General features: G+C 33.3%; 22 protein-coding genes, 2 tRNA genes and 1 other RNA gene. 12 read left to right on the top strand and 13 right to left on the bottom strand.

Annotated features, from left to right (window positions below; translation table 11 throughout):
* Position 1 precedes the first annotated feature (1 nt).
* Positions 2-562, bottom strand: a complete 561-nt coding sequence (locus ACYSNM_RS06530; protein ID WP_461756156.1) for a hypothetical protein — start codon at positions 560-562, stop codon at positions 2-4.
* Between the two features lie 131 nt (positions 563-693).
* Positions 694-2157: a DUF5074 domain-containing protein gene (locus tag ACYSNM_RS06525; protein WP_461756155.1), complete on the bottom strand. Its 1464-nt coding sequence runs from the start codon at positions 2155-2157 to the stop codon at positions 694-696.
* Positions 2158-2400: 243 nt separating this feature from the next.
* On the opposite strand from ACYSNM_RS06525, the gene ACYSNM_RS06520 reads away from it, so the two are divergent.
* Positions 2401-3510, top strand: coding sequence for a DUF2891 domain-containing protein (locus tag ACYSNM_RS06520; RefSeq protein WP_461756154.1), 1110 nt, complete (start codon positions 2401-2403; stop codon positions 3508-3510).
* A gap of 66 nt (positions 3511-3576) precedes the next feature.
* Here the strand turns inward: ACYSNM_RS06520 and ACYSNM_RS06515 are convergent, their stop codons facing one another.
* From ACYSNM_RS06515 to ACYSNM_RS06485, 7 genes are all read right to left on the bottom strand, one after another.
* Positions 3577-5121 carry a glycine--tRNA ligase gene (locus tag ACYSNM_RS06515; protein ID WP_461756153.1) on the bottom strand — a complete coding sequence of 515 codons (1545 nt, stop codon included), beginning with the start codon at positions 5119-5121 and terminating at the stop codon, positions 3577-3579.
* 201 nt (positions 5122-5322) lie between these two features.
* Positions 5323-6480 (bottom strand): pyridoxal phosphate-dependent aminotransferase, encoded by a 1158-nt coding sequence (locus tag ACYSNM_RS06510; RefSeq protein WP_461756152.1) that lies wholly within the window; start codon positions 6478-6480, stop codon positions 5323-5325.
* Positions 6481-7006: 526 nt separating this feature from the next.
* Positions 7007-8548, bottom strand: coding sequence for an acyl-CoA carboxylase subunit beta (locus ACYSNM_RS06505; RefSeq protein WP_461756151.1), 1542 nt, complete (start codon positions 8546-8548; stop codon positions 7007-7009).
* Between the two features lie 5 nt (positions 8549-8553).
* Positions 8554-9993, bottom strand: a complete 1440-nt coding sequence (gene accC, locus ACYSNM_RS06500; RefSeq protein ID WP_461756150.1) for an acetyl-CoA carboxylase biotin carboxylase subunit — start codon at positions 9991-9993, stop codon at positions 8554-8556.
* 6 nt (positions 9994-9999) lie between these two features.
* Positions 10000-10485, bottom strand: coding sequence for an acyl-CoA carboxylase biotin carboxyl carrier protein subunit (locus tag ACYSNM_RS06495; RefSeq protein ID WP_461756149.1), 486 nt, complete (start codon positions 10483-10485; stop codon positions 10000-10002).
* Positions 10486-10881: 396 nt separating this feature from the next.
* The gene (gene thiL / locus ACYSNM_RS06490; protein ID WP_461754136.1) at positions 10882-11940 is read right to left on the bottom strand and encodes a thiamine-phosphate kinase; all 1059 of its coding nucleotides are present in this window, start codon (positions 11938-11940) and stop codon (positions 10882-10884) included.
* Positions 11941-12017: 77 nt separating this feature from the next.
* Entirely contained in the window at positions 12018-15224 is a 3207-nt protein-coding gene (locus ACYSNM_RS06485; RefSeq protein ID WP_461756148.1) for a glycosyltransferase family 117 protein, read from the bottom strand.
* A 177-nt stretch (positions 15225-15401) separates the two neighbouring features.
* On the opposite strand from ACYSNM_RS06485, the gene ACYSNM_RS06480 reads away from it, so the two are divergent.
* The 3 genes from ACYSNM_RS06480 to ffs all read left to right on the top strand — a co-directional run bounded on the left by ACYSNM_RS06480 (position 15402) and on the right by ffs (position 16117).
* Positions 15402-15472, top strand: a tRNA-Gln gene (locus ACYSNM_RS06480).
* A 229-nt stretch (positions 15473-15701) separates the two neighbouring features.
* Positions 15702-15772 (top strand) — tRNA-Gln (locus ACYSNM_RS06475).
* Positions 15773-16018: 246 nt separating this feature from the next.
* Positions 16019-16117, top strand: an RNA gene (ffs, locus tag ACYSNM_RS06470) — signal recognition particle sRNA small type.
* Between the two features lie 82 nt (positions 16118-16199).
* Here the strand turns inward: ffs and ACYSNM_RS06465 are convergent.
* The 4 genes from ACYSNM_RS06465 to ACYSNM_RS06450 all read right to left on the bottom strand — a co-directional run bounded on the left by ACYSNM_RS06465 (position 16200) and on the right by ACYSNM_RS06450 (position 19602).
* Positions 16200-16985 (bottom strand): enoyl-CoA hydratase/isomerase family protein, encoded by a 786-nt coding sequence (locus ACYSNM_RS06465; protein WP_461756254.1) that lies wholly within the window; start codon positions 16983-16985, stop codon positions 16200-16202.
* Positions 16986-17162: 177 nt separating this feature from the next.
* A complete protein-coding gene (locus ACYSNM_RS06460; RefSeq protein WP_461756147.1) occupies positions 17163-17708 on the bottom strand; it encodes a CopD family protein in 546 nt (181 codons plus the stop codon).
* Between the two features lie 2 nt (positions 17709-17710).
* Positions 17711-18727, bottom strand: coding sequence for a ferrochelatase (gene hemH, locus ACYSNM_RS06455; RefSeq protein WP_461756146.1), 1017 nt, complete (start codon positions 18725-18727; stop codon positions 17711-17713).
* A gap of 8 nt (positions 18728-18735) precedes the next feature.
* Positions 18736-19602: a helix-turn-helix domain-containing protein gene (locus ACYSNM_RS06450; protein ID WP_461756145.1), complete on the bottom strand. Its 867-nt coding sequence runs from the start codon at positions 19600-19602 to the stop codon at positions 18736-18738.
* A gap of 230 nt (positions 19603-19832) precedes the next feature.
* Here ACYSNM_RS06450 and hemA point away from each other — a divergent pair, with 230 nt between their 5' ends.
* The 8 genes from hemA to ACYSNM_RS06410 are packed head-to-tail and all read left to right on the top strand — an operon-like array spanning position 19833 to position 26533.
* Complete coding sequence (gene hemA, locus ACYSNM_RS06445) at positions 19833-21092, top strand: glutamyl-tRNA reductase (protein WP_461756144.1); 1260 nt, start codon at positions 19833-19835, stop codon at positions 21090-21092.
* On the top strand, positions 21085-22014 hold the full coding sequence (gene hemC / locus ACYSNM_RS06440; protein ID WP_461756143.1) for a hydroxymethylbilane synthase: 930 nt from the start codon (positions 21085-21087) through the stop codon (positions 22012-22014). The genes hemA and hemC overlap by 8 nt, the downstream gene beginning before the upstream one ends.
* Positions 22015-22017: 3 nt before the next feature.
* A complete protein-coding gene (locus ACYSNM_RS06435) occupies positions 22018-22680 on the top strand; it encodes a uroporphyrinogen-III synthase (RefSeq protein WP_461756142.1) in 663 nt (220 codons plus the stop codon).
* Between the two features lie 38 nt (positions 22681-22718).
* Entirely contained in the window at positions 22719-23747 is a 1029-nt protein-coding gene (gene hemE, locus ACYSNM_RS06430) for a uroporphyrinogen decarboxylase (protein ID WP_461756141.1), read from the top strand.
* 11 nt (positions 23748-23758) lie between these two features.
* On the top strand, positions 23759-24118 hold the full coding sequence (locus ACYSNM_RS06425) for a hypothetical protein (RefSeq protein WP_461756140.1): 360 nt from the start codon (positions 23759-23761) through the stop codon (positions 24116-24118).
* Between the two features lie 32 nt (positions 24119-24150).
* Complete coding sequence (gene hemF / locus ACYSNM_RS06420) at positions 24151-25056, top strand: oxygen-dependent coproporphyrinogen oxidase (protein ID WP_461756139.1); 906 nt, start codon at positions 24151-24153, stop codon at positions 25054-25056.
* Positions 25057-25110: 54 nt separating this feature from the next.
* Complete coding sequence (gene hemB, locus ACYSNM_RS06415) at positions 25111-26103, top strand: porphobilinogen synthase (RefSeq protein WP_461756138.1); 993 nt, start codon at positions 25111-25113, stop codon at positions 26101-26103.
* Between the two features lie 31 nt (positions 26104-26134).
* A complete protein-coding gene (locus ACYSNM_RS06410) occupies positions 26135-26533 on the top strand; it encodes a c-type cytochrome (RefSeq protein ID WP_461756137.1) in 399 nt (132 codons plus the stop codon).
* The last annotated feature ends 159 nt before the right edge of the window (positions 26534-26692 follow it).

Below are 26692 nucleotides of genomic sequence, written 5' to 3'. Positions count from 1 at the left end.
TTTAAGGTACTACCTCCCAGGTTTGATCTTTGGTAAATTTCAACTTAAAATTTTTACTTATATAAGTATTATGTGGGGTCTTATCTACTTTAAAAACAGAAAAGGGAGTTTGTTCTTTAAAAAGTAGTGTGGAGACCTGAGCAGATCTTTTGTTTTTATCTATGATTTGTAGATTACTATCTGGGGTTAACTTATAAACTAAGGTTTTTACCAAAATACGGTTGTTTCTCAATTTAACTATATAGGGATTGGCCTTTGGTGTAAGGGCGATTGTTGCAGTCCAAATAGTATCTTTTCCAAGCCATTTTTTTCTTGAGTCCTGATTGGAGAAGCTTATGTAGCCTTGTTTTTGAAGATCTTCATAAGTTGTGATTAGCTCTTTATCTTTGGATACCTTTAATCTTGTTTTACCGACAACAAAACCTGTAGATTCGTATAAAGGCTTTTCCTCTAGGTAAGTTTCTACAGCCTGATATGCAGCATCTTTGCTTAGTGTTTTTGAAGAGCAATTTAAAAATATGACACTTAATAATACATAAAGAAGTAAACTCAATTTTTTCATAATGACCCTGTTTTTGTTGGTACTGCTAATTTAGAAATAGTTTTTGGTAAATCAGATAGGCGCAAAAAAAAACAACGAGTCTTTTAAAAAATAAAAAACTCGTTGTTTGAGAGGCAGAGAATTAAGTAAAATTACTTAATCCAAAGTTCAATCTCTTTTTCTGCTATTTTTCCATTAGAATTCACCTTGATTGTAAAAGATGTCCTTCCTTGGATTAAAGCAGTTGTGATAAATAGTTTACCTTGTTCTGCATATATTGTACCTATATCGCTAGGGAAACTTTTAATAGTTACCGTTGCTAAAGCAACAGGAGTATCTGGATCAGAAATAATTTTTTCTAAATCTATTTCATACTCTGTTTCTGGTTTTAATATTAATTGGTTTGTTAAAATTTCAGGGGCATTATTGTCTTGGAAGAATGCCATTGAAGGGAACCAATAGTAGCCATTTTCTGGATTGATATTAGCCTTTTTATCTCCGTCTTTTAAGAAAATATCTGGACGTAAAGAAACTCCTGTATTGTCTAAGATTCTAACGTAGTTATAGCTAGCATCTGTACCAAATCCTAAGAATAAATCTAAAATTAGATGATCAGTTACTGGATCTACTTTAAGCCCTGAAGCATAAAAAGATAATGGTTTACCATTTTTGTCACTTCCTAGGTCATGAATTTGTTCAAAAGTACCATTTTGCGTATCAAACTTGATTACTGTTTTTGCTTTTGTCCAGTATAAGTGATCGGTTTGCATACTACTACTTAGGGAACCTGGGTTCCAAGCAAACCATGTAGCATTAATTGGAGCTCCTGAGATATCAAAATCTTGTTTATCCTCAATATCATAAGGATTTATTTTTTGAATTGTATTACCCATTGCCGCCCAAACTTGACCATGTCTATCTAAAACAACTTGGGTATAATTACCAGCTAATTGTTCTAAAACTGTATCCGTTGTAGTGTCAATAACAAATAATCCTTTTCCTTGTACAACAGCAAATACTTTATTATTTATATATACCATATTCCCAGTTTGCCCACTTAATCCTGCAATTTGGGTTGTCGTATGTATATTGTTTTTATCGCTAATATCTAAAATGGTAATTCCATTTAAAGTTGATAAGTATACTTTATCTTCATTTACTCCAACAAAGCTTCTCCCGTCTCCACCTATATCAGTGATCTTTTTAACAAGCTTAAAATCTTTGTCTGTTACGATTAATCTGTTTCCTTGTTTGGATAAGATAAAGTAATAATTGTTATATGCTCCAGCAACAGTCGATGTTACCCCTAATCTGTGTACTTCTACTTTGCCATCAGGTGTTTTAGTTTCTTCTGGTAAATCAGGAAATATATGAGATAGCTCTAAGTTATAAGTAGTTCCGTAGTTTGCATCTATATGATTTATGGAACCATATGCATGCCCAAACCAATCTTCATTTATAAAATAAAAACCATCAGGTTGTATTAGTGGAGTTGGTACATCATCAGGGACTAATTTGAAGTCACCATCAATATTAAAGTTGTCTTCGTTGCTACAAGAGCTTAGGCCTAAAGCAGCTCCTAAGCAAAGAAGCGGTAAAATAAATTTAGTTTTCATTGTTTTTTAGGGTTGATATTTTTGTAGGGCTAAGGTATTAACAATAGTTGATTAAGCCAATTTTTATTAGAGTGTTTTCACCCTTAACTTAAATAGGAAATCTTTCAGAGTAGGGTAGTAATAGTGTCATTTTTAGGCAGTAAGATTTTGCTTTGTTACAATTATGTTGTTAAGATCATTAATAGATATTGAGTATAAAAGTATTTATGTATTTTTAGTATCTATTCACTAAACCCATTTTAAATGAGAAAAATTGTATATGTAGTTTTTTTAGGAACTATTGCTTTTTTCGGCTGTCAGAATAAAACTAGCCAACCCAATACCAATACTTTAGATTCAAAGAATATTGCCTCTTTAGAACTTAGTATAGAACAAGCCAATAAAATTATTGAGTTACCCTTAGGATGTATCGAGTTAGAGTATCCAAATAAACTTGGTCAAGTATTAGATAGTGATGCTGACTTAAAGTCGCCAAAAGAGTTGCGCCCTATTTTTTATGGCTGTTTTGATTGGCATTCCTCTGTTCATGGATTTTGGTCCATTGTTACTTTAATGCAGCAATTTCCAGAAATTGATCAAGATGGTAGTATACGTCAAAGGCTAAATGACATCATTACTCCTGAAAATTTACAGGTAGAAATGGCTTTTTTTCAACAACCTTATAATAAGAATTTTGAGCGTACTTATGGATGGGGTTGGTTTTTACAACTACATCAAAGCTTAGCAAAGTGGGAAGACAAGGATGCACAAAGATGGAGCGCTACCTTAAAACCACTAGCTGATTTATTTGTAGAAAAATATATCGAATATTTACCTAAAGTAAATTATCCTATTCGAACAGGTACCCATGATAATACTGCTTTTGGTCTTTCTTTAGCTTTAGAATATGCAAAACAGATGGACTTAAAAGATTTTGAGCAAGTATTATTACATACAGCAAAAAGGTTGTATAGTGAGGATGTAGACTGTAATTTAGCTTACGAGCCAAGTGGACATGATTTTTTATCTCCTTGTCTACAAGAAGCTAAGTTAATGAGTGAAGTCCTATCTTCAGAGGAGTACCCTGTATGGCTTGAACAATTTTTACCAGGTATTTTTACACCAGAATTTACCATTGAAGTTGCTAAGGTTAGCGACAGAACAGATGGACATCTAGTTCATTTAGATGGACTTAATTTCAGTCGAGCAAATGCTTTGTTTGTAATTGCAAAAAAGGTTCCAAGTATAGCTCCTAATTTGACTACTCTTGGGCAGAAATCTTTTCAAAGTGCTTTTGGCAATATAAGTGGGGATGATTATATGGGAAGCCATTGGTTAGGTACCTTTGCTTTATATACTCTAGTAAATCAGTAATATAGTAGATCATATATAAAATAAAAAGAGTCTCACTAGTGAGACTCTTTTTGTTATTAGGGAATGCTATTGCATTTTCTTTAACCAATTTTTCATTGAAACTTCATTTTCAATGATATCTTTTAGATCCTTGATGGCAACACGATCTTGTTTCATTGTGTCACGGTGACGAATAGTTACAGTATTGTCTTCTATTGTTTGGTGATCCACAGTAATACAGAAAGGTGTTCCTAATGCATCTTGTCTACGGTATCTTCTTCCAACTGCATCTTTCTCATCGTAAGCAACAGTGAAATCCCATTTTAACTCATCAATTATATTGCGAGCTATTTCTGGTAATCCATCTTTTTTAACAAGAGGTAAGATAGCTGCTTTAGTTGGCGCTAAAACAGATGGTAATCTTAATACTGTTCTAGTTGAACCGTCCTCTAGGGTCTCTTCTACTAAAGATTTAGAGAAAATAGATAAGAACATACGGTCTAAACCTACAGAAGTTTCAACTACATAAGGAACATAAGAAGTATTTGTTTCGTTGTCGAAGAACTGTAATTTCTTTCCTGAAAACTCTTCATGAGCTTTTAAGTCAAAATCTGTTCTTGAATGGATTCCTTCTAATTCTTTGAAGCCAAATGGGAAGTTAAACTCTATATCAGTTGCAGCATTAGCGTAATGTGCTAATTTTTCATGATCATGGAAACGGTAATTCTCTTCACCCATACCTAAAGATAAGTGCCATTTATAACGAGATTCTTTCCAGAATTCGTAGTACTCCATTTCTGTTCCAGGTTTAACGAAGTATTGCATTTCCATTTGTTCAAATTCACGCATTCTGAAAATGAATTGTCTTGCAACAATTTCATTACGGAAAGCTTTTCCTGTTTGAGCAATTCCAAAAGGAATCTTCATACGTCCTGTTTTTTGAACGTTTAAGAAGTTAACAAATATACCTTGAGCTGTTTCTGGACGTAAATATAAATCCATAGCAGTGTCTTGTGAAGCTCCTAGTTTTGTACCAAACATTAAGTTAAACTGACGTACTTCTGTCCAGTTTTTTGAACCTGTTTCCGGATCTGCAATTTCTAATTCTTCAATTAAAGCTTTTACATCTTGTAAGTCTCCTGAATCCAGTCCAGCAGCCATTCTTTCTAAGATTTGTTTTTTCTTAGCTAAATATTCTACTACTCTTGGATTTGTTTGAACAAATTGTTCTTGGTCAAAAGATTCTCCAAAGCGTTTCTTAGCTTTTTCAATTTCTTTTTGTGCTTTTTGATATAATTTTTCACAGTAATCTTCAATAAGAACATCAGCTCTATATCTTTTTTTACTGTCTTTATTATCAATTAAAGGGTCGTTAAATGCATCTACGTGACCAGAAGCCTTCCATGTGGTAGGATGCATAAAAATTGAGGCATCAATTCCTACAATATTTTCGTGCATTTGTACCATGGATTTCCACCAGTACTCGCGAATATTTCTTTTTAACTCTACACCGTTTTGAGCGTAGTCATATACTGCGCTTAAACCATCATAAATTTCGCTTGATGGAAAAATATATCCATACTCTTTAGCGTGCGAAATTACGTTTTTAAAAATATCATCTTGTTTTGCCATAATGCAAAAATAGTAAAAGAGTTTAAGATTAAAAATGTCTTGAGCTCATTTTGTTATATGTGAGAGTGAAGTTTTCCACAATGGACCTTTTTTGAGCCAAAAACCTAGTATTTGCCTCTATTTTGGGTGTTTAAGAAAAATAAAGCCTATTGAAAAGGACTTCAATAGGCTTTATTTTATCTATATTTTAGATACAAAGGACTAAATCCACCCTTTTTCTCTAAATTCTTTTAATACAGTAGTGTATTGTGTCATTTGTTCTGGTGTTCCAAAAGTAACTCTACACCATTGGTTATAAGGTGGGAAAGGACGCCCAACAATGATACCTGCTTCTTTCATTCTTTGGTTAAATACTGCTGGATCACCTTGTATTTTATGGAAAATAAAATTGGTATGTGAAGGTAAATATTCAATATCTAACTCATCTAAAGTAGCTAAAGTGATTTGTTTTGCTTTTGCATTACTCCCTAAGCTTTTTTCAATAAACTCTGTATCTTTTATGGAAGCTGTAGCTGCTACTGCTGAGGCTAAACTAATATTTAAGATTGTCATATAAGTGATAAGCTCTTGAGTGAATTTTTCTGTTGCTATACCATATCCTACACGCATACCAGCCATTGCAAATAATTTAGAAAAAGTACGAAGAACAATAACATTATTATAATCTTCTTTTACAAACTCTAAGCCACTTTCAAAAGTTGGATCATCGATATATTCTGCATATGCTTCATCAAAAATAAAGAAGTTGTTTTTTTGTTTAGCATTTTCTACCCAATCAGCCATAGTTTGACTTGAGGTAAGTGTACCCGTAGGGTTATTTGGATTACAGAAGTAAACAATAGAATAACCATTAAAGTTATCAGCATGTTTTTTCATCTGAGCAATATCCATCTTATACTCTTTGTCTAAAGGTACTCTAACTACTTTTATTCCTAATCCTTTTGCATGGTCTTCTGCCAAAGCAAACGTTGGGTCAGGAGTAATTAATTGAATTTTTTGCTTTTTATTTGAAGCATCTATTACTAACTTATTAATTACTGCTCGTATCAGATCCGAAGAACCTACACCTAAAGTAACTTCTGTAGATTTAACTTGGTAGTAATTTGCAATGGTTTGTTGTAATTCTTCTAAATATGGATCTGGGTAACGATTAGATAATGAAAGGGTATCTAAAATAGCCTGTTTAGCTTTTGGAGATAATCCTAACGCATTTTCGTTATAATGTAAATATAATGGGTCGTTAGATTGTAAAGGTAAATCAGTAAAAGTTTCTAAAACTTTACTTGCTGCATAACCTTGTGTTAAGATAGAACCTGCAAATAAGGTCCCCGTTAACTTTAAGAGATCACGTCTGTTCATAATTGATGGTTTTATATTTTATTTGTAGTTGTTGCGAACTGATTATTAAAAGTATAAAAATAGGTAATTGTTTCCTTATAAAATTACATTATTCGTAATTTTAAAAGATAAATGAGCTGTGGATTGTGGATAACTTTTAGGATTTTATCACCAATATGGAGGGGTAAGCAAAACAGGGTATTATTTGCTTTGTTTTTTAAAACATGATTTACAATGAGTTAACATAGTTTTGTTACTGCTATGTAAGTAAATATCTAGTGTTACTAGGGCTTATCAACGTTGTTGATAAGTATATAATAAAGTTTTATTTATCTGTGCTAAAGCTATTTATTCACTTCTAAATAGGTCAAAAAGCAGTGAGAAATTGGATATATAGGATGTTTTGTAGATTATTATTCCTTGCTTTAGACTTAAAAATCTATAATAAGGGATTTAAAAAGGAGGATTTTATAGTCTGTTTTAAAGAGGTAATAAAAAAAATGCCTTTATTTAAAAGGCATTTTTTCTCTGATTTTACTTTTGTTTTTTATAATGGAATATTGCCATGTTTTCTGTTTGGTATAGCAATTTCTTTATTCTCTAACATAGAGAAAGCTTTTAATAGTTTTCTTCTTGTTTCATGTGGTAGGATAACCTCATCGATAAAACCTCTTTGGGCAGCTCGGTAAGGGTTTGCAAACTTATCAGCATATTCTGCCTCTTTCTCTGCTAATTTTGCTTCTGGGTCATCTGCTTGAGAAATTTCTTTTTTGAATATGATTTCACTAGCACCTTTAGCTCCCATAACAGCAATTTCTGCATTTGGCCAAGCAAAATTCATGTCTGCCCCAATATGCTTAGAGTTCATTACATCATATGCACCTCCGTAGGCCTTTCTAGTAATTAAAGTTACTTTAGGTACAGATGCCTCACTTAAAGCATAAAGTAGTTTAGCTCCATGTACAATAATACCATTCCACTCTTGATCTGTTCCTGGTAAAAATCCTGGTACATCCACTAGAACTAATAATGGAATATTAAATGCATCACAAAAGCGTGTAAATCTTGCAGCCTTTATAGAGCTTTTTACATCTAAACAACCTGCTAAAAACATTGGATTGTTAGCGACAATACCGATACTTTTACCACCTAATCTAGCAAAACCTACTACAATGTTTTCTGCATAGTCTTTATGAATTTCAAAAAAGGAATCTTGGTCAATGATATGATCAATTACATGTTTCATATCATATGGTTTGTTTGCATTAGTTGGTACTATATCCGCTAGTTCTTCTCTGTATTCTTGTCCAAGTTCTACAGCTAAGTCTTGAGGTTTTTCCTTATTGTTTTGCGGCAAGTAGCTTAATAGCTTTTTAATATCTTCTAAACAAGCAATATCATTTGGCGCAGTAGTATGTGCAACTCCTGATTTAGTTGAGTGTGTACTTGCACCTCCTAGCTCCTCTGAAGTAACTTCTTCATTGGTTACTGTTTTTACTACACTAGGGCCAGTTACAAACATATAACTAGAGCCTTCCACCATCATTGTAAAGTCTGTCATGGCAGGAGAATAAACTGCACCTCCAGCACATGGCCCCATAATTGCAGAAATTTGTGGAATTACTCCTGAAGATTGTACGTTTCGGTAAAAGATATCTGCGTAACCTCCTAAAGATCTTACCCCTTCTTGAATTCTAGCTCCACCAGAGTCATTTAAACCTATCATTGGAGCTCCCATTTTCACTGCCATATCCATTACTTTACAGATTTTTTCTGCATGCGTTTCTGATAAAGCTCCTCCAAATACAGTAAAATCCTGTGCGAAAATATATACTAATCTTCCATTGATTGTTCCATATCCAGTAATAACCCCGTCTCCTGGATAGATTTCTTTATCCATTCCAAAATCGGTTGTTCTATGGGTTACTAGCATTCCAATTTCTTCAAAAGAACCTTCATCCATTAGGTATTGGATTCTTTCTCTTGCTGTTAGTTTTCCTTTTTTATGCTGTGTATCTATTCTTTTTTGACCTCCTCCTAGCTTAGCTTGGTCTTGAAGGTCTTTTAGTTTTTCTATTTTAGTATTCATGGTAATTAATTAGGTAAGCGTAATTGAGTTTGGTCTTCTAGATATTGCTTTAATGCAATATAGGCTGCAATTTCTTGTTCTTCTTTGTATTGCATTTTGATTAATTCCGGACTGTAGTAGTTCTTAACGAAATTAGTATCAAATTTTCCACTCAAAAAGCTTGGGTGTTGCATAACAAATTTTCCAAAAGGTAAAGTGGTAGAAATACCTTTCACTTTATATGCATCTATTGCTTGAAGCATCAATTGTATAGCTTCCTGTCTGGTCTTTCCGTAAGTAATCAATTTAGCAAGCATTGGATCATAATAGATAGGAACTTCCATATTTTGTTCGATTCCATTATCTACTCTAATTCCTTCCCCTTTAGGTAAAACATATTGGTGTAAGAAACCAACACTTGGTAAAAAGTCATTTAAAGGATCCTCTGCATAAATTCTTAGTTCTATAGCATGCCCTTTAATATGTAGGTCTTCTTGCTTAAATGGTAATGCTTCTCCTCTTGCAATTTTTATTTGAATTTCTACAAGATCTAATCCTGTTATTAATTCTGTAATAGGATGTTCTACTTGAAGACGTGTATTCATTTCTAAGAAATAGAAATTTAAATTTTCATCTAATAGGAATTCTACTGTTCCGGCACCTACATAATTACAAGATGCGGCAACTTTTACTGCTGCTTCTCCCATAGCTTGTCTTAGCTCATCGCTCAATACACAAGAAGGAGCTTCTTCTACTACTTTTTGGTGTCTTCTTTGAATACTACATTCTCTTTCGAATAAATGCACAATATTACCATGAGTATCTGCAAGAATTTGAATCTCAATATGGCGTGGTGAACCTATATATTTTTCAATAAATACCGATCCGTCACCAAAGGCATTAGTAGCCTCAGAAATGGCACGTTGCATTTGTCCTTCTAATTCTTCTAAATTTTCAACGACTCTCATCCCTTTACCACCTCCACCAGCGGAAGCTTTAATTAATATAGGGAAGCCAATTTCTTGTGCTATTTTTTTTGCGTGCTCAACATCCTCAATGGCTTGGTCTAGGCCAGGAATCATAGGAATATCATATTTCTTAACAGTTTCTTTGGCAGCAAGTTTACTTCCCATAATATCAATAGCGAAAGAATCTGGACCTATAAAAGTGATACCATTTTGCTTACATGCTAAGGCAAATTGTGAGTTCTCACTTAAGAAACCATAGCCAGGATGTATAGCGTCTACTTCTAATTCCTTTGCTATTTGTATGATTTTATCTCCTAATAAATAAGATTCACTTGATGGGGCAGGACCTATGCATATAGCTTGGTCTGCAAGTTTCACATGTGGAGCTAAGCGGTCTGCCTCTGAGAATACGGCTACCGTTTCAATACCCATTTTTTTGGCTGTTGAAATAACACGAACAGCAATTTCACCACGATTGGCAACTAGTATTTTTTTCATTTTTAGTTATTCAAATTCAATTAATATTAACCCTTTTTCTACCGTTTCTCCTTTTTTTACATGGACGCTCTTAATGACTCCATCTCTAGGGGAAGTTAGGTTGTTTTCCATTTTCATGGCTTCTAGAATTAGAAGGTTGTCTCCTTGGTTTACTTGTTGACCTACTTCTACATTGACCTCTAGAATTAGTCCAGGCATTGGAGATTTAATAGAATTGACTTGTTTGGCTAGATTTAATGAAAAACCTAATTGATGAATCAGCTCATCGAGTTGAGTTTGAATATTTATGTTATAAACATTATTGTTAACAACAACTTGATAGTTTTTATTGTTGAAATCCTTGGAAATAATTCTTGCTTGGTACGTCTTATTATCTTTGATAACATGAACATCTCCAGTTGGTGTTTTTGCAGTATTTATGCAAGAATCTTCTAAATCCTTACTTAAAAATACAGCATCATCATTTACTTTGAGTTGATACTTTTTAATCATTTTATTTTTTATAGTTTTTTGGTATCCGTAAATATAAATAATTGATTGCTATTTACATAGTATGCTGATGTTTTTTCAGTTAAAAGCGTTTATTTGGATAAAAATTGCAGTAATCACATAAAGGTTTACAATTTTATGTTAAAAACTTAAAAAATGCTTTTGTGTTATATTCTAATTATGCTAGTATAAAAGAGTATAAGTCCTTGGAGTAGGTGGTTTTTTAATAGCTATACAATTTACAGGAGTTACTAATGTATCAAGCTATAGATAATACAGAGGAAAGCTTGCTTGTTAAGTGCAAAAGAAATTAGGCTGTAGTAAAGCCTAGAAAAGATGAAAAATTAGATTTTTTAGGACAAAAAAAAGGTAGCCTTTTTAAAAGCTACCTTTGTGATCTTATTGTTCACTAGAATCATCTAGAGGATTCCATCCTCTAGCTTTTAGTGGTATTTTTGTATTTGCTCTTGTGATTAAATGAATGCCTTCACTAGGAGCTACCATATGACCGATAATACTTAGATTAGGGTTACCTTTTACTTTTTCAAAATCTTTCATAGGTATGGTAAATAATAACTCATAATCTTCTCCACCATTTATAGCAAGTGTAGTAGAATCAATATTAAATTCTTCACATGTAGCAATAAATTGTGGGTCTAGTGGTAATTTGTCTTCATATAAATTACACCCAAGATCAGATGCTTTACAAAGGTGGATTATTTCCGAAGAAAGTCCATCGCTTATGTCAATCATAGATGTTGGTTTAACATCTAGGTCTTTAAGCAATTGTTTAATATCTACGCGTGCCTCTGGCTTAAGTTGTCTTTCAATGATATAATCATATGTTTCTAAGTCAGGTTGGCTATTAGGATTAACTAAAAACACTTGTTTTTCTCTTTCTAACACTTGTAATCCCATATATGCAGAACCTATATCTCCTGTAACAACTAGAAGATCAGTTTCACTTGCTGTACTTCTATACACAATATCCTCTTCGTTAGCCTGACCAATAGCTGTAACACTTATAATTAAACCTTTTTGTGAAGAAGTAGTATCTCCTCCAATTAAGTCAACTTTATAGTGTTTACAAGCAAGAGCTATACCTTGGTAAAGTTCTTCTAAGGCTTCTAAAGGGAAGCGGTTAGAAACTGCTATAGATACCGTTATCTGTGTAGGTGTCGCATTCATAGCACAGATATCCGATAAGTTAACAACAACAGCCTTATAACCTAGGTGCTTTAAAGGCACATAAGCTAAATCAAAGTGAACTCCCTCAATTAATAGATCCGTTGATACTAATGTTTTTTGCTCCGAAAAATCTAACACAGCTGCATCATCTCCAATTCCTCTAATGGAAGTAGGTTGTTCTAAAGTAAAGTTATTAGTTAAATGTTCAATTAGTCCAAACTCTCCAAGCTGGTCTAATGTAGTTCTTGCTTGATTTTTATTCTCTATCATTATATATGTATGAATCTCTAATTTACAAAAATAAAACAAAATGCGATAACATTATTGTATCGCATTTTATAAGTGTTTTATTGTAATAAATCGTTTAAACTTTTAATTTCCATAATAGTTGTCATATACTGCTCGGTAAGTGGTTGACTTTCTTCTTTGTCGTATTCTACCACAATTTGCATTAACATGCCGTATAATTCCAATTCCTCTTTTAGATTTTGAGCATAATAGTATAGTTCTTCTACTGGAAGGGATTTATAGTAATTAATCTTTCCTTGCATTATGTCAATGGTCTGCTTAACTAATTCTCTGGCTTTCTCTGGTTGGTTAACTTGATAGTAACCTTCTACAAAAGATTGAGTGAAGCGGTGCTCATCAAAATATTTTAATGGCATATTCTCCATTGCGATATCAATAACATGATTGGCTTTCTCTAATTTGCCCTCTTGGATTAATTGTTCCATTAATCGGGCTAAGTTAATTCTATAATAATTAGAGTTTTTTCTTGTTTGCGGGTCATGGTATATAGCATCAGAGCCCATATTTCCCCAATCCCACTTTGACACGACATTATACATTCTATCACTGTCAATACTTCCCATATCAATTGGATGAGAAGAAGGGTTAGGTGATTTTATCGGAACTAATTGATAAGTTAAACCGTTAAGTTGTAAATAATCTTTCATCCATAGATAATCATCGTCATTATAACTACCACCTGAGAAATAAACAGGACGTTCCCAATTGTTATTCGCAATGATATCTAGCATCATTAAACGGTGTTTATATAAACCAGAATCGTTTATCACAACATTTATACTGTCTACAACTTGATCCATCAAATAGGGAGAAACGATATTGTTTTTAGCAATGATATCCTTGTTAACTGGAATGGTTATTTTATTAGTTGGAGCTATATAAGAAGTAGTTCCTGCTTGGGTTTTTGTTTGTAATCTTTTGTCTTCGGAACGGATAAAATCTAAAAATAAATTCACATTTAGACTTTTGTCTGTAATAGGTTGAATAACTATATAGTCTCTTTTGTTACCAACATATTGATCATGGGTGAATTTTATTGGAAGAGGCTCAGATTCATACGTTTTAGCCTTCATTTGATCGATATACCAATCTAGTGGAAGTAAGCTTGTACAAACTACACGTACATCGGTTCTATACCCTTCAATCTCCTGTAAATACCACAATGGGAAAGTGTCATTATCACCAATGGTAAATAAGATAGCATTAGGTTCACATGAATCTAGATAAGCTTTAGCATTAGCTAAGGCAGTATATCTGTTAGATCTATCGTGATCGTCCCAGTTTTGTTGAGCCATTAAAATAGGTGCAGCTAAAAGACAAGTTGTCAATACTAACGGAGCTGATATTTTTGGACTTAAAAATTTAGAAAGCCCTTCATAAATAGCATACACACCAAAGCCAAGCCAAATTGCAAATACAAAAAATGCTGGTACAACGGCATAATCTCTTTCTCTTGGCTCAAATGGACGTTCATTTAAGAAGACCTTTAAAGCTAAACTTGTAAATAGAAATAAAACTAATAGAACCCAAAAAGTTCTTTTGTCCTTTCTGAAATGGAAAATAAATCCAATTAATCCTAAAATGAATGGTAAGAAATAATAGGTGTTTCTACCTTTATTATCTAAAACAGTTTGAGGAAGGTTGCTTTGTGAGCCTAATCTTATCTCATCTAAAAAGGTAATACCACTTAGCCAGTTTCCATGGGCTAAGTCTCCTTGACCTTGGATGTCGTCTTGTCTACCAACGAAGTTCCACATCAAATAACGCCAAAACATATAACCAAATTGGTAGTCTACCATAAAAGACATATTGTCCATAAAAGTAGGTACACCAATGTCAAGGTATTGACTGTATTCACTTTGAAATACTTGATCTAATTCCTCAATACCTATTTGATTGGAAGCCATTTGTTCTTTGATATCCCTAACTAGTTGTTCTAATTCTGGGGTACCTGCATATTCCGCCTTTACTTTAAAATCTAAAGGACGTGTATATCTCATGTAATTTAAACGATGGCTAGCATCTGTACTCCATAAACGAGGTAGAAAACCTTTGTGTTCTTTATTGAAGTTATAACCTGCGTTTTTCCATTCATTTACAATGACATATTTTCCAGTATTATAATCCCTTTCATAGTTTGGTTTTTCATCCTTAAAGGGATCATTTCTATCTAGACCAACGTATGCTTTGGTAAAATAAGAATCATAATAAATACTTTCACTTCCGTATTGCTCTCTTTGGTAATATGCCAGTAATTCTGCGGCATCGGATGGAGTGTTTTCATTAATTACAACATTGGCATTAGCTCTAATTGGCAGCATAATCCAAGATGTTAATCCTACACAAACAAATAATAATGCAAGAATTGCAGTGTTTAGCTTTACATAGTTCTTTTTAGTAGTGTATTTTAAACCAAATACAAAGAAAGCTACGATTAGTAAAAAGGCGAAAATAGTTCCACTATTAAATGGCATTCCCATGCTATTTACCATAAAAATTTCCATTTTACCAAATAAAGCTAAGGTATAAGGGAATAAGAAGGCAAATAGGAAGAATAGTATTACTACAGCTGTTATATTGGCTATAATGAAGTTTTTGATTGTAATTTTAGAATGAGTTCTAAAGTAGTATAACAATACGATTGATGGAATTGCTAATAAGCCCATTAAGTGAATACCGAATGAACACCCTGCTACAAGAGCAATAAGTAGTACCCATTTGTCTCCTCTTGGATTATCTATATCATCTACCCATCTAAGACCTAAATATAAAAGTAGGGATATTAAAAACATTGCAGAAGCATATACTTCAGACTCTACAGCGTTGAACCAAAAGCTATCTGAAAAAGTAAATGCTAAAGCACCAATGGCAGAACTTCCTAAAACTACAATCGCGTTAGAATTTGTAATAGTTGAGGTTTTTTCCATTATCTTTTTTAAGATATTAGAAGAAATCCAAAACATAAATAAAATGGTAAATGCGCTTGAAACTACAGCAACCATATTCACCATTAATGCAACTTTTTCAGGTGAAGAAGCAAACATAGCGAAAAATGCTCCTAGCATTTGGTAAAAAGGTGCCCCTGGAGGGTGGCCTACTTGTAATTTTGCTGAAGTAGCTATATATTCTCCTGGATCCCAAAAACTAACTGTAGGCTCTACTGTAAGACTGTAGGTTACTAGAGCAATTAGAAAGCAAAGCCATCCACCGATTATATTCCACTTTTTGTAATTGAATGTCAACATATTTGTTACTGCTTGATATTTAAAAATATTGTACTTACAAAGAAAAGATTTTTTTTGAGTGAAACGATAAAAATAAAAATAATTAATTTTTTTTAGTAAAAAGTTTGCAGGTTTAAAAAATAGGTGTACTTTTGCACCGCAATACAGAAGTAATCACGCTTTGATTTGCAAGGTTAATGGCCTATGGTGTAATGGTAACACATCTGATTTTGGTTCAGTCGTTCTAGGTTCGAGTCCTAGTAGGCCAACAAAAAATCCCTCTGAAAATCAGAGGGATTTTTTTTTATACCTTACTCAAGTCCTTTGTTTTGGCCTTAAAACATAAAGAAATGTTAAAGTTTCAAATATTCTATTTGATAATGAATTAGTTATGTTTTGACTTTAAAAAAGGATGTAAATAGTTTTGGTATTTTGTATAAATGTGCTAGATTTGCAATCGCAATACAGAAGTAATCACGCTTTGATTTGCAAGGTTAATGGCCTATGGTGTAATGGTAACACATCTGATTTTGGTTCAGTCGTTCTAGGTTCGAGTCCTAGTAGGCCAACAAAAAATCCCTCTGATTTTCAGGGGGATTTTTTTTTGTATATAATTAAGGTGATTTTCAAATCTAATCCAAATTGTCTTTATTTACTGTGAGGATGGAGTGTAGAAGTGGGAAACTTAATATAGCTGAGGCAATGATTTTTTTTCAGCTTGTTTAAGTGTTGATTGTAAGTAGAGTAGGGGTTGAGAAAGTTTTCTTTGGGGAATAATTTTGTAAAGTCATTAAAAAGATTCTATATTTGCACTTAGGTAAGTCCTACACGACCAGCTCCTGTAGAATCCTCCAGGGTGGGAACGCAGCAAAGGTATACGGTTGTAGCGGTGCGATGTAGGTAGCTTACCTTTTTTTCTTGAAACAAAAGAAATTACTTTATCGTAATATCCTTAATATAAAAAAAGGTCAAGCAATTTTGCTTGACCTTTTTGTTTTATACAGTTCCTTTGAATTGTGGTTTTCTTTTTTCTAAGAATGCAGTAGTTCCTTCTTGGAAGTCTTCTGTTTCAAAACACTCGCCAAAAGCTTTTATTTCTTCATGATAACCATTAACTCCTTCTTTGTAGTTTGCATTGATGGCTTTGATTGCCTTTGCAATTGCTGTAGTGGAGTTCTTACTTATTTTTAAAGCTAACTCTTCAGTGAAGTTTAAAAGCTCTGTAAGGGGTTGTACATGGTTAACTAGGCCAATTTGTAATGCTTTATTAGCATCGATCATTTGAGCAGTCATGATTAATTCCATGGCTAATCCTTTTCCTACTAATTGTGCTAATCTTTGTGTTCCTCCATATCCTGGGATTAATCCCAAAGTTACCTCTGGTAAACCCATTTTTGCATTTTCACTTGCCACTCTAAAATGACATGCCATTGCTAGTTCTAGGCCTCCCCCTAATGCAAAGCCATTTACTGCTGCTATAATTGGTTTTGGGAAGTTTTGTACATAGTCAAATAACAACTCTTGACCTTTGGCAGCAAGTTGAGAACCTTCGCTTAGATTAAAATCAGAGAATTCTTTGATATCTGCTCCTGCAACAAATGCTTTTTCTCCACTACCAGTAACTATAATTACTTTAATTTCTTTATCGATTTCTAAAGTAGTTAATGCAGAATGTAATTCTTCAATTGTAGCTTTATTTAAGGCATTTAATTTACTAGGTCTATTAATAGTAATAGTCGAAATATGCCCATTGTTTTCAACTATAATGTTCTCATAAATCATATAATTTCTTCTTTGTTGTGTATTACCGAGTTTGTATATCGACATATAATACGCAAGTTAGTATGTGATAAAAATAAGTAATTTAATTAAGAGTAAATAATTTAAGTTTCTAATAAAGCTAGGGAGGTTTTCTTAAATTCACCTGCTTTGCTGAATTCACCTACAATGCAAGAGAAATTATTTGCTTTGTTTATTAGCTAGAATTGCCTTGTATAATCTGATCCCTAACATTAATAGGATTGCTAAGCCAAATAGGGCAAGCACCCCAAATATCCAATCCAGACTACTTTTTAATATTACAATAAACACAATGCTAAATAGTATTAAGGTTGCTCCTTCATTAAATATTCTAAAGTAAGAAGATTTTTTGGTGAGGGTTCTAGAGGCTATTTGTTTTACAAAAGTTTGACATCCTAAGTGATAGATCCAAAGTAAAATAACAAAGGCTAATTTTATATGCATCCAAGGTATGGTTAATAAACTTGGATTCAATACAAGCATTGTTACACCAAACACGGTGGTTAAAATCGCAGCGGGCCAGGTGATAATGTTGAAAAGTCTTTCAACCATTATCTGGTATTGGTTTTGAAGTATTACTTTTTGTTGCTGCTCCATATTATTTGCTTCACAATAATATACAAACAAGCGTACAATGTAAAAAAGACCAGCAAACCAACATACTACAAAAATAATATGTAGAGATTTTATATATAGGTATAACATGTTTAGTTATTTTTCCATTGATTTATCCACTCAACTAATGCCTCTACCCATTTAGGATCGTCATTTAAACAAGGAACGGTTTCAAAGTGTTCTCCACCTCTGTGTAGAAATTCCTCTTTAGCTTCCATGGCTATTTCTTCCAAGGTTTCTAAGCAGTCTGCCACAAAGGCTGGTGTGACTACTAGAAGCTTTTTAATTCCATTTTCAGCTAACTCATTTACGGTTTTATCTGTTGCAGGTTGTAGCCATTTATCAGGACCTAGTCTACTTTGAAAGCTATTGCTATATTTATTTGGATCTAAGCCTAATTTCTGTGCTACAGATTCTGTCGTTTGTAAACATTGGTGACGATAGCAAAACTCATGAGCCTTAGAGAAGGTAGAACAACAACTTTTGTCCATTTTACAATGGCTTTTTGTTATATCTGATTTTTTAATATGCCTTTGTGGTACCCCGTGGTAGGAGAAAAGTAAATGATCATAGTCTTTTGTCTTTAGGTACTTTTCTATAGAACTTGCTAAGGCGTCAATATATTGTGGTTTATTATAAAAGGCCGGTAGACTACTTAGTTGGATTTGCGGGTATTTTGCAGCAATTATATCTTTAGCTAAGACCTCTATTGTTTGTGTAGTAGCCATGGAATATTGTGGATATAAAGGGATCATTAAGATCTGCTTGACACCTTTTTTATGCAAGTTATCAATTCCTTGTTCAATACTTGGCTGTCCATAACGCATTGCTAGTTCAACAGGTATATCTACTTGTTCTTGTACTTTTTTAGTGAGCCTTTGTGAGATGACAATTAATGGAGAACCTTCTGGCCACCATATTTTTTTATAAGCCTCCGCTGATTTTTTAGGTCTTGTATTAAGTATAATTCCCTTTACAAGAAAGGCTCTAAATAGATAGGGTACATCTATTACTCTTTGGTCCATTAAAAACTCATCTAAGTAGGGTTTAACATCCTTAGCAGTAGGTGACTCAGGTGAGCCTAAATTCACAAGTAAAATACCTTTCATAACTCCTTTTATTTGGTTAAAGACATTAAATATTTTTTTGGAGTAGTCCCAAATTTCTTTTTAAATGCAGCAATAAAGTGGCTAGAGGAACTATATCCAATTTTACTACCCACTTCATTTACATTATAGTTAGAACTATCCAATAATTTTCTAGCGTATTCCATTTTATAATCAAAAAGAAAGCTGAAAACAGAATCTCCATAGATCTGTTTAAAACCTAGTTTCAATTTTTTAATATTCAGTCCAACTGTATCGGCTAGCTCTTGTAAAGTTGGAGGTTCAGCCATTTTAGAGATAATAATATCCTTGGCTCTTTTTATTTTTAATACATCATCCTCATCCGATAAAAAAGGACAGTTTTCAATATTTAAATCTTCATTATGGTTGAATAGCAAGCTTAAAAGCTCATAGGTTTTACCAGTGTAATAAAGAGTTTTAATCGATGGATTCATATAAAAATTAAACATCTGATTTAAAACAATGGACATGGAAGGGGTGATTTGTTCTTCTTGATAGTATTTTTTATTTCTATTCTCTTGGGTTAAAAAACCAATGAACTCAGCTTCCGATGAAAAAAGAGCATGAAATTTTTGAATCGATATTAATACACAAAGCATATGAGAATTTTCTCCCACCTCTAGATGTAAAGGAAGTGGCTTTTGTGGATTATATAAAAGTAAGGATTTGTCTTGTTGTAAGGGTAGGCAATAATTGCCTTGGTTAAAAATAAATTTACCATTTCCTTTTAAGCAAAAATAGAATTGAATAATATCGGTATCCATTTCTTTTTGGAAGGTTAGACCCTCCTTAGAGGTATTTTCCAGACGAATAATCGAAAACTGTTTATCGATACTTATCTCTTCAATGGGACTCATAGCGTTGTTTTTAGTATTTCTTAAAAATGGCGTTAAATGGTTTAGTTTAGAATCATTCTATACTGAATACGACTTAACCCCTGTTAATGTGACAAATTTAGACTAAAAATATTAAATTCATAGCCAAAAACTGCATTAACCACATATCGTTATAAATAGTCCTTCTAGCGTTGTTTTAGTTTAATCTTTAAAACTACATTTGTGTACTGTTTAGAAAAACTATTTTTAAAATGAATACTTTACAAGTCAAAAATTCTCTTGTTTTTTATGTTGTAGGAATAAGCTATAAGAAAGCCCAAGCTCAAGTAAGGGGGAAGTTTAGTTTAGATTCCCATGCGCAAAGAGAACTTTTAGATAAGGCAAAACAACAAGGTCTATCTAGTTTATTTGTTATTTCGACCTGTAATCGAACAGAAATATATGGTTGGGCTTGTCATCCTTTTGAGCTTATCAAATTGCTTTGTGATTATTCCAATGGTAGTGTAGATGAGTTCACAAGTTTTGCTTATGTACATAAAGGTAAACAAGCAGTTGAGCATTTATTTAATGTAGGCTGTGGTTTAGATAGTCAAATCTTAGGTGATTTTGAGATAATAAGTCAAATCAAAAATGGATTTAATTTATCCAAAGAAAAAGGACTAGCTAATCATTATTTGGAAAGGTTAGTTAACTGCGTGATTCAAGCCAGTAAACGAGTTAAAAATGAAACTAAACTATGTAGTGGAGCTACCTCGGTTTCCTTTGCAGCTGTTCAATATATTATGGATTGTGTAGAGCAAGTGGGTTCTAAAAACATTCTCTTATTTGGTACAGGTAAAATAGGCAGAAATACTTGTGAGAACTTAGTTAAACACACCAAAAACTCCCACATATCCTTAATTAATAGAACCAAGGAAAAAGCTTTAGAAATAGCAGGTAAATTTAATGTGGTTGTAAAGGATTATAAGGACTTGCCTGAGCAGGTGAGCCAAAGTGATATCTTAATTGTTGCTACAGGAGCTCTAAGGCCTACTATCGATAAAACAATGATTAACCCTAATAGAAAAATTTTAATTCTAGACTTATCTATGCCTGAAAATGTGGATAGCAATGTTAGAGAGTTGGAAAATGTGGAGTTAATTCATTTGGATTACCTATCTAAAGTTACAGATAGAACATTAGAACAGCGAAAACAATATATTCCACAGGCCAAAGCTATTATTATGGAAATGGTACAGGAATACTTTGAATGGTACAATCATAGAAAGTTTGCGCCAACCTTACATTCGTTAAAAAGTAAATTAGAGCAAATAAAAGATGGAGAATTAGATTACCATCGAAAAAAAATGGAGAACTTTAATGCCAATCAAGCTGAAATAATAACTGCTCGTATTATTCAGAAGATTACCACTCAGTTTGCAAATCATCTTAGGGAAGCAGAAACCCCTGTAGAACAGAGTATTGAGTGGATTGAACAAGTTTTTCAATTTCAAACCAATTATAATGAGTAAAGTAATTAGAATAGGTACACGTGATAGTGAATTAGCATTATGGCAAGCTAAGCGTGTAGCATCCCTTTTAGAAAAAAATGGATATAAAACCAAGTTAGTACCAGTTAAGTCCACAGGGGATTTAAACTTAGATAAGCCTCTTTATCAAATGGGTATAACAGGTATTTTCACTAAAACCCTCGATATTGCAATGCTTAATAATCAAATTGACATCGCAGTACACTCTATGAAAGATGTTCCAACGGCCTTGCCTCAAGGAATTGTTCAAGGAGCAGTTTTGCCAAGAGCAAATACTAAGGATATTTTAGTATACAAGGACAGTTTAGATTTCTTAGAGGATTCAAGTTCTTCTAGTATTGCAACAGGTAGCTTGAGAAGAAGAGCACAGTGGTTAAATAAGTTTCCAAGTGATAAGATGATGGAATTACGTGGAAATGTCAATACACGTATGCAAAAGCTAGAACAAAGTAATTGGCAGGGAGCCATTTTTGCAAGTGCTGGTTTAGATCGTATTGCTAAAAAACCAAAAAACTATATTGAGTTAGATTGGATGATTCCAGCTCCTGCCCAAGGTGCAATGATGGTAGTAGTAAATGCCAATGATGAGTACTCTTTACAAGCAGTGAGTGAACTGAATGATTACGAAGCAGAAATGACTACTCACATTGAAAGACAATTCCTTAAAACTATGGAAGGTGGTTGTACCGCTCCAATTGGTGCCTTAGCAACCTATAACCCTAAAGAAGAAACTATTGATTTTACAGGAGTTTTATTGTCTTTAGATGGTACACAAAGACATCTAATAGAGAAGAAAGTAGAATTAAACCAATGGAAGAAGTTAGGCTTTTTTGCCGCTAAAGAACTTTTAGAAAATGGCGCTGAAAAAACCATGGCAGAACTAAAAGAACAATTGAAAAAATAATTCATGATATCTCCAACTATTTTATCAACAAAAATATTAAGTCCAGAAAATCGAATTCTTCTTGAGAATTCTTCTTTACAGTGGATAGAAGAAGATTTTATTTGTACACAAAGTATTGATTTTGATTTAGAGGAGGTTTATGATTTTCTACTTTTTACAAGTCAAAATGCTATTAAAAGTGTTTTGGAAAGTAAAGGGCAAAGTTTTTTTATTGGAAAAAAGGCTTTCTGTGTTGGAATAAACACAAAAACTATGTTAGAAACTTTGGGTTGTGATGTACTGGCATGGGCTCACTATGCTAAAGATCTTGCCCCTACTTTACAACGAGATTTTTCCTTGTGTAGGATTAGTTTTTTCACAGGGAATATTCGAAGTGAGGTTCTACCAACTGCTTTTAAAAGTCATGGTATGATTTATCAAGAGATAAATGTCTATCACACTAAGGCATCAGGTAAACCAATTCCTTCTTTATTCCAAGGTGTTTGTTTTTATAGTCCATCGGCTGTGTATAGTTATTTACAGCATAATACACTAGAGGATAAAGTCTGTTTTAGTATAGGAAATACTACTAGTGAGGCATTAAAAAAGTATACCTCCAATATTGAATTGGCACAATATCCAACTATAGAGGCTACTATTAAAGCTTGTATTCGATATTATCAATAACTTCAATGCTAGGGCATTGACAACTAAATAAATGAGAAATGATAAAAAATGATTTATTCTTACGTGCATTAAAAGGAGAAACAGTGGAAAGACCACCTGTTTGGATGATGAGACAAGCTGGTAGGTACTTACCTGAATTTCGTGAGTTAAGGGATAAGTATGATTTTTTTACACGATGTAGAATGCCGGAAATTGCTGCGGAAATTACTGTACAGCCTATTCGTATTGTAAAGCCGGATGCAGCGATTTTATTCAGTGATATTTTAGTCATTCCCCAAGCAATGAATATTGAAGTGGAGATGAAGCCAGGTGTTGGACCGTGGTTACCAAATCCTATTCGAAGCCCTAGAGATGTGGATAATGTTATTGTTCCCAATATTGAGGAAACCCTTGGATATGTAATGGAAGCTATTAAATTAACCAAAGAAATGCTAGAGGATGAGGTGCCTTTAATTGGCTTTGCAGGTTCACCATGGACTATTTTATGCTATGCTGTACAAGGGCAAGGATCTAAGAATTTTGATTTAGCTAAAGCTTTTTGTTTTACAGAGCCAGAAGCGGCTCATCGTTTATTACAAAAGATTACAGATACTACTATTTTATATTTAAAAGAAAAGGTGAAAGCTGGTGTAGATGCTGTGCAAATATTTGATTCTTGGGGAGGAATGTTATCTCCTAAGGATTACCAAGAATTTTCTTGGAAGTATATTAACCAAATCGTGGAGGCATTAGCACCTTTAACTCCTGTTATTGTATTTGGAAAAGGATGCTGGTTTGCATTACCTGAAATGGCAAAAAGTAAAGCTAGTGCATTAGGAGTTGACTGGACATGTTCAGGTAAGAATGCTCGTTTATTCACTGGGGGAGAAATTACCCTTCAAGGAAATTTCGATCCAAGTAGATTGATGTCCCCTCCAAGTGAAATTAAAAAGATGGTCCACCAAATGATTGATGAATTTGGCAAGGATAAATACATTGTGAATTTAGGTCATGGAATATTACCATATATTCCTGTTGATAATGCCAAAGCATTTATTGAGGCAGTAAAGGAATATGAATTTAAATAATTTATCGAGTTATGCTTAATAAGTCAACCAAAAGTGAAGAGCAAAAAAGAATTGAGGCAATTGTTGAAAAGTTATCTAGTCTTGGTTTTGAACCGGAATCTTTAACGTTTAAACAACAATTGAATCAAGTTGTTGCAGCAATTGGATTAGAGTATGATATGCTTTATGCTATGCAGCCTTCTGTATTGGTAGAGCATTTACATAAATTCCATTTTGGATGGGATCAAATGGAGGCCTTTGCGGATATTTTAATGCAATGGCAAATCCAAGATAACAACTTTAAAGACAAAGCAAAGCACCTCTATCAATACATACAGGACAATAGTAAGGTTTTCTCTTTTGAGATAATGACCAAGTTAACCCGATTCTAAAGTCAGCATGCTACTATAGTAGACAATAAAAAATGAAGCAAAAGTTTTATAAATATATAGAATCTTTACAAGACACTATTTGTAAGGAATTAGAAAAATGTGATGCTAAAGCTACGTTTGTTCAAGATATTTGGGCAAGAGAACAAGGTGGAGGTGGAAGAACTCGTGTTTTAGAAAACGGAGGTGTTTTTGAGAAAGCAGGAGTAAATATTTCTAAGGTTTATGGGGCTTTACCCAAAGAGATGGAAAACTATTTTCAAGTAAAGGATGTAGATTTTTTTGCCTGTGGACTTAGTTTAGTTATTCATCCAAGAAGTCCTAAAGTTCCAACTGTACATGCCAATTGGCGTTATTTCGAAATGTATGATAAAAATGGAGAAATTCTTAAGAGTTGGTTCGGTGGAGGTCAAGATTTAACTCCCTATTACTTATTTGAGCAAGATGCTGTTCATTTTCACAATGTTTGTAAACAAGCTTGTGATAAGCATGGAGAGGATTTCTACGACTGTTTTAAAAAACAATGTGATCAATACTTCTGGAATACTCATCGAAATGAAGCAAGAGGAATTGGAGGGTTGTTTTTTGATCGATTGGAAAAATCGCCCAAGATGAGTATGGAAAATTGGTATGAATTTGTAACAGAAATAGGAGATAGCTTCCTAGAGGCTTATCTGCCAATTGTACATCGTACTAAAGATTTAGAGGTAACTCAAGAGAATATCAACTGGCAGCAAATTCGAAGAGGACGCTATGTTGAATTTAATTTAGTTCATGATAAAGGGACATTATTTGGTCTGAAAACAAATGGAAGAATAGAGTCTATTTTAATGAGCCTACCTCCAATTGTAAAATGGGTCTACGATTTCAATGCCCAAGAAGGAAGTCCAGAACAGGAATTAATAGAGGTTTTAAAGTACCCAAAATCTTGGGTTGTTTAATTAAGTTAAGTAATAATAGTTGGCTTATTGTTGATAAGCCTTAAAAAATAAGATATGTTTCCAATTCATCGTGGTAGAAGACTTCGTACAAGTGAGTCAATTAGAAGTTTAGTTCGTGAAACTATAGTAACTCCTTCTGATTTTATGTTTCCTATGTTTATCACAGAAGGACATAATATATGTGAGCCAATTCCTTCTATGCCTGGTATTTTTAGGAGGTCATTAGATTTGACAGTTAAAGAAGTAAAAGAGTTATTTGCTTTAGGAATTAAAGCAGTGAATATATATGTGAAAGTAGCAGACAATCTAAAGGATAATAATTGCTCAGAAGCCTATAATCCAAATGGCTTAATGCAACAAGCTATAAAAGCTATAAAGGATGCATGCCCACAAATGATTGTTATGCCTGATGTAGCATTAGATCCTTATTCTATTTATGGACATGATGGATTAATCCAAAATGGTAAGGTAATCAATGATCCTACTTTAGAGGTGTTAATGAAAATGAGTATTTCTCATGCACAGGCAGGGGCTGATTTTGTGGCACCTAGTGATATGATGGATGGTAGAGTACTAAGAATTCGACAAGCATTAGATAGTCAAGGTTTTTATGACGTAGGTATTATGAGTTATGCTGCAAAGTATGCTTCTAGTTTTTATGGACCTTTTAGAGATGCCTTAGACAGTGCTCCAAGAGATGATCAAGATATTCCAAAGGATAAAAAGACCTATCAAATGGATTATGCTAACCGTCTAGAGGCTATTAAAGAAGCTTTATATGATGTTGAAGAGGGAGCAGATATACTTATGGTAAAACCAGGTATCGCTTATTTAGATATAGTAAGAGAAGTTAAAGATAGAGTCAATGTACCTGTTTCTGTATTCCAGGTTTCTGGAGAGTATGCTATGGTAAAGGCTGCATCTGAAAGAGGCTGGTTGGACCATGATCAAGTGATGATGGAGCAGTTAACTTGTATTAAAAGAGCAGGAGCGGACTTAATTTCGACATATTTTGCCAAAGAAGCCGCTTTGTTTTTAAATAAGTAATACCTTTATATAAATTTAATAAAGCAAGATTATGTTTAACAGAAGTATTGCAGTATTAACTTTAATAATAGGATGCTTTTTGCTATTGAGTTGCGCAGAAAAGAGCTCTAAAAGTGATACTGAAAAACAACCACAACGTACCGTTCAAACACAGAAGCAAAAACTAGCCTTAGGCGAACAAATTTATAAAGGTAAGGGGAATTGCGCTTCTTGTCATTTAGCAAATAAAGCAGCAATTGGACCTAGTGTAAAAGAAATACTAGAGGTTTACGATAAGCATAACGCAGATATTGTTAGCTTCTTAAAAGGAGAAAGTCAGCCTATAGTTGATCCTTCTAAATTCGTTTTAATGCAACCTAATTTAGAGATTACAAAGAAAATGACGGATAATGAGTTAAGCGCTATAGTAAGCTATATGCGTACCTTATAAAAGGATAATGCTCTAAAAATTTACAAACAAAGAAGGGGCTGTCTCAAATGAGATAGCCCCTTTTTTGTATTTTTAAGTAAAAAACACCGTTATAATTATTTGAATTACAATCCAATATACTTAAATTAGTATAAGTAATTCAAGTAAATATGGCAAAAC

It is taken from the genome of Myroides sp. LJL116, assembly GCF_054871685.1.
The sequence above is the reverse complement of the archived record's forward strand: the minus strand, read 5'-3'. Positions and strand labels throughout refer to the sequence as shown.

Excerpts from the sequence above, each read along its gene's own strand:
- ACYSNM_RS06530 (WP_461756156.1), bottom strand. The coding sequence starts at position 562 with ATGAAAAAATTGAGTTTACTTCTTTATGTATTATTAAGTGTCATATTT.
- ACYSNM_RS06525 (WP_461756155.1), bottom strand. The coding sequence starts at position 2,157 with ATGAAAACTAAATTTATTTTACCGCTTCTTTGCTTAGGAGCTGCTTTA.
- ACYSNM_RS06520 (WP_461756154.1), top strand. The coding sequence starts at position 2,401 with ATGAGAAAAATTGTATATGTAGTTTTTTTAGGAACTATTGCTTTTTTC.
- ACYSNM_RS06515 (WP_461756153.1), bottom strand. The coding sequence starts at position 5,121 with ATGGCAAAACAAGATGATATTTTTAAAAACGTAATTTCGCACGCTAAA.
- ACYSNM_RS06510 (WP_461756152.1), bottom strand. The coding sequence starts at position 6,480 with ATGAACAGACGTGATCTCTTAAAGTTAACGGGGACCTTATTTGCAGGT.
- ACYSNM_RS06505 (WP_461756151.1), bottom strand. The coding sequence starts at position 8,548 with ATGAATACTAAAATAGAAAAACTAAAAGACCTTCAAGACCAAGCTAAG.
- accC (WP_461756150.1), bottom strand. The coding sequence starts at position 9,993 with ATGAAAAAAATACTAGTTGCCAATCGTGGTGAAATTGCTGTTCGTGTT.
- ACYSNM_RS06495 (WP_461756149.1), bottom strand. The coding sequence starts at position 10,485 with ATGATTAAAAAGTATCAACTCAAAGTAAATGATGATGCTGTATTTTTA.
- thiL (WP_461754136.1), bottom strand. The coding sequence starts at position 11,940 with ATGATAGAGAATAAAAATCAAGCAAGAACTACATTAGACCAGCTTGGA.
- ACYSNM_RS06485 (WP_461756148.1), bottom strand. The coding sequence starts at position 15,224 with ATGTTGACATTCAATTACAAAAAGTGGAATATAATCGGTGGATGGCTT.
- ACYSNM_RS06465 (WP_461756254.1), bottom strand. The coding sequence starts at position 16,985 with ATGATTTATGAGAACATTATAGTTGAAAACAATGGGCATATTTCGACT.
- ACYSNM_RS06460 (WP_461756147.1), bottom strand. The coding sequence starts at position 17,708 with ATGTTATACCTATATATAAAATCTCTACATATTATTTTTGTAGTATGT.
- hemH (WP_461756146.1), bottom strand. The coding sequence starts at position 18,727 with ATGAAAGGTATTTTACTTGTGAATTTAGGCTCACCTGAGTCACCTACT.
- ACYSNM_RS06450 (WP_461756145.1), bottom strand. The coding sequence starts at position 19,602 with ATGAGTCCCATTGAAGAGATAAGTATCGATAAACAGTTTTCGATTATT.
- hemA (WP_461756144.1), top strand. The coding sequence starts at position 19,833 with ATGAATACTTTACAAGTCAAAAATTCTCTTGTTTTTTATGTTGTAGGA.
- hemC (WP_461756143.1), top strand. The coding sequence starts at position 21,085 with ATGAGTAAAGTAATTAGAATAGGTACACGTGATAGTGAATTAGCATTA.
- ACYSNM_RS06435 (WP_461756142.1), top strand. The coding sequence starts at position 22,018 with ATGATATCTCCAACTATTTTATCAACAAAAATATTAAGTCCAGAAAAT.
- hemE (WP_461756141.1), top strand. The coding sequence starts at position 22,719 with ATGATAAAAAATGATTTATTCTTACGTGCATTAAAAGGAGAAACAGTG.
- ACYSNM_RS06425 (WP_461756140.1), top strand. The coding sequence starts at position 23,759 with ATGCTTAATAAGTCAACCAAAAGTGAAGAGCAAAAAAGAATTGAGGCA.
- hemF (WP_461756139.1), top strand. The coding sequence starts at position 24,151 with ATGAAGCAAAAGTTTTATAAATATATAGAATCTTTACAAGACACTATT.
- hemB (WP_461756138.1), top strand. The coding sequence starts at position 25,111 with ATGTTTCCAATTCATCGTGGTAGAAGACTTCGTACAAGTGAGTCAATT.
- ACYSNM_RS06410 (WP_461756137.1), top strand. The coding sequence starts at position 26,135 with ATGTTTAACAGAAGTATTGCAGTATTAACTTTAATAATAGGATGCTTT.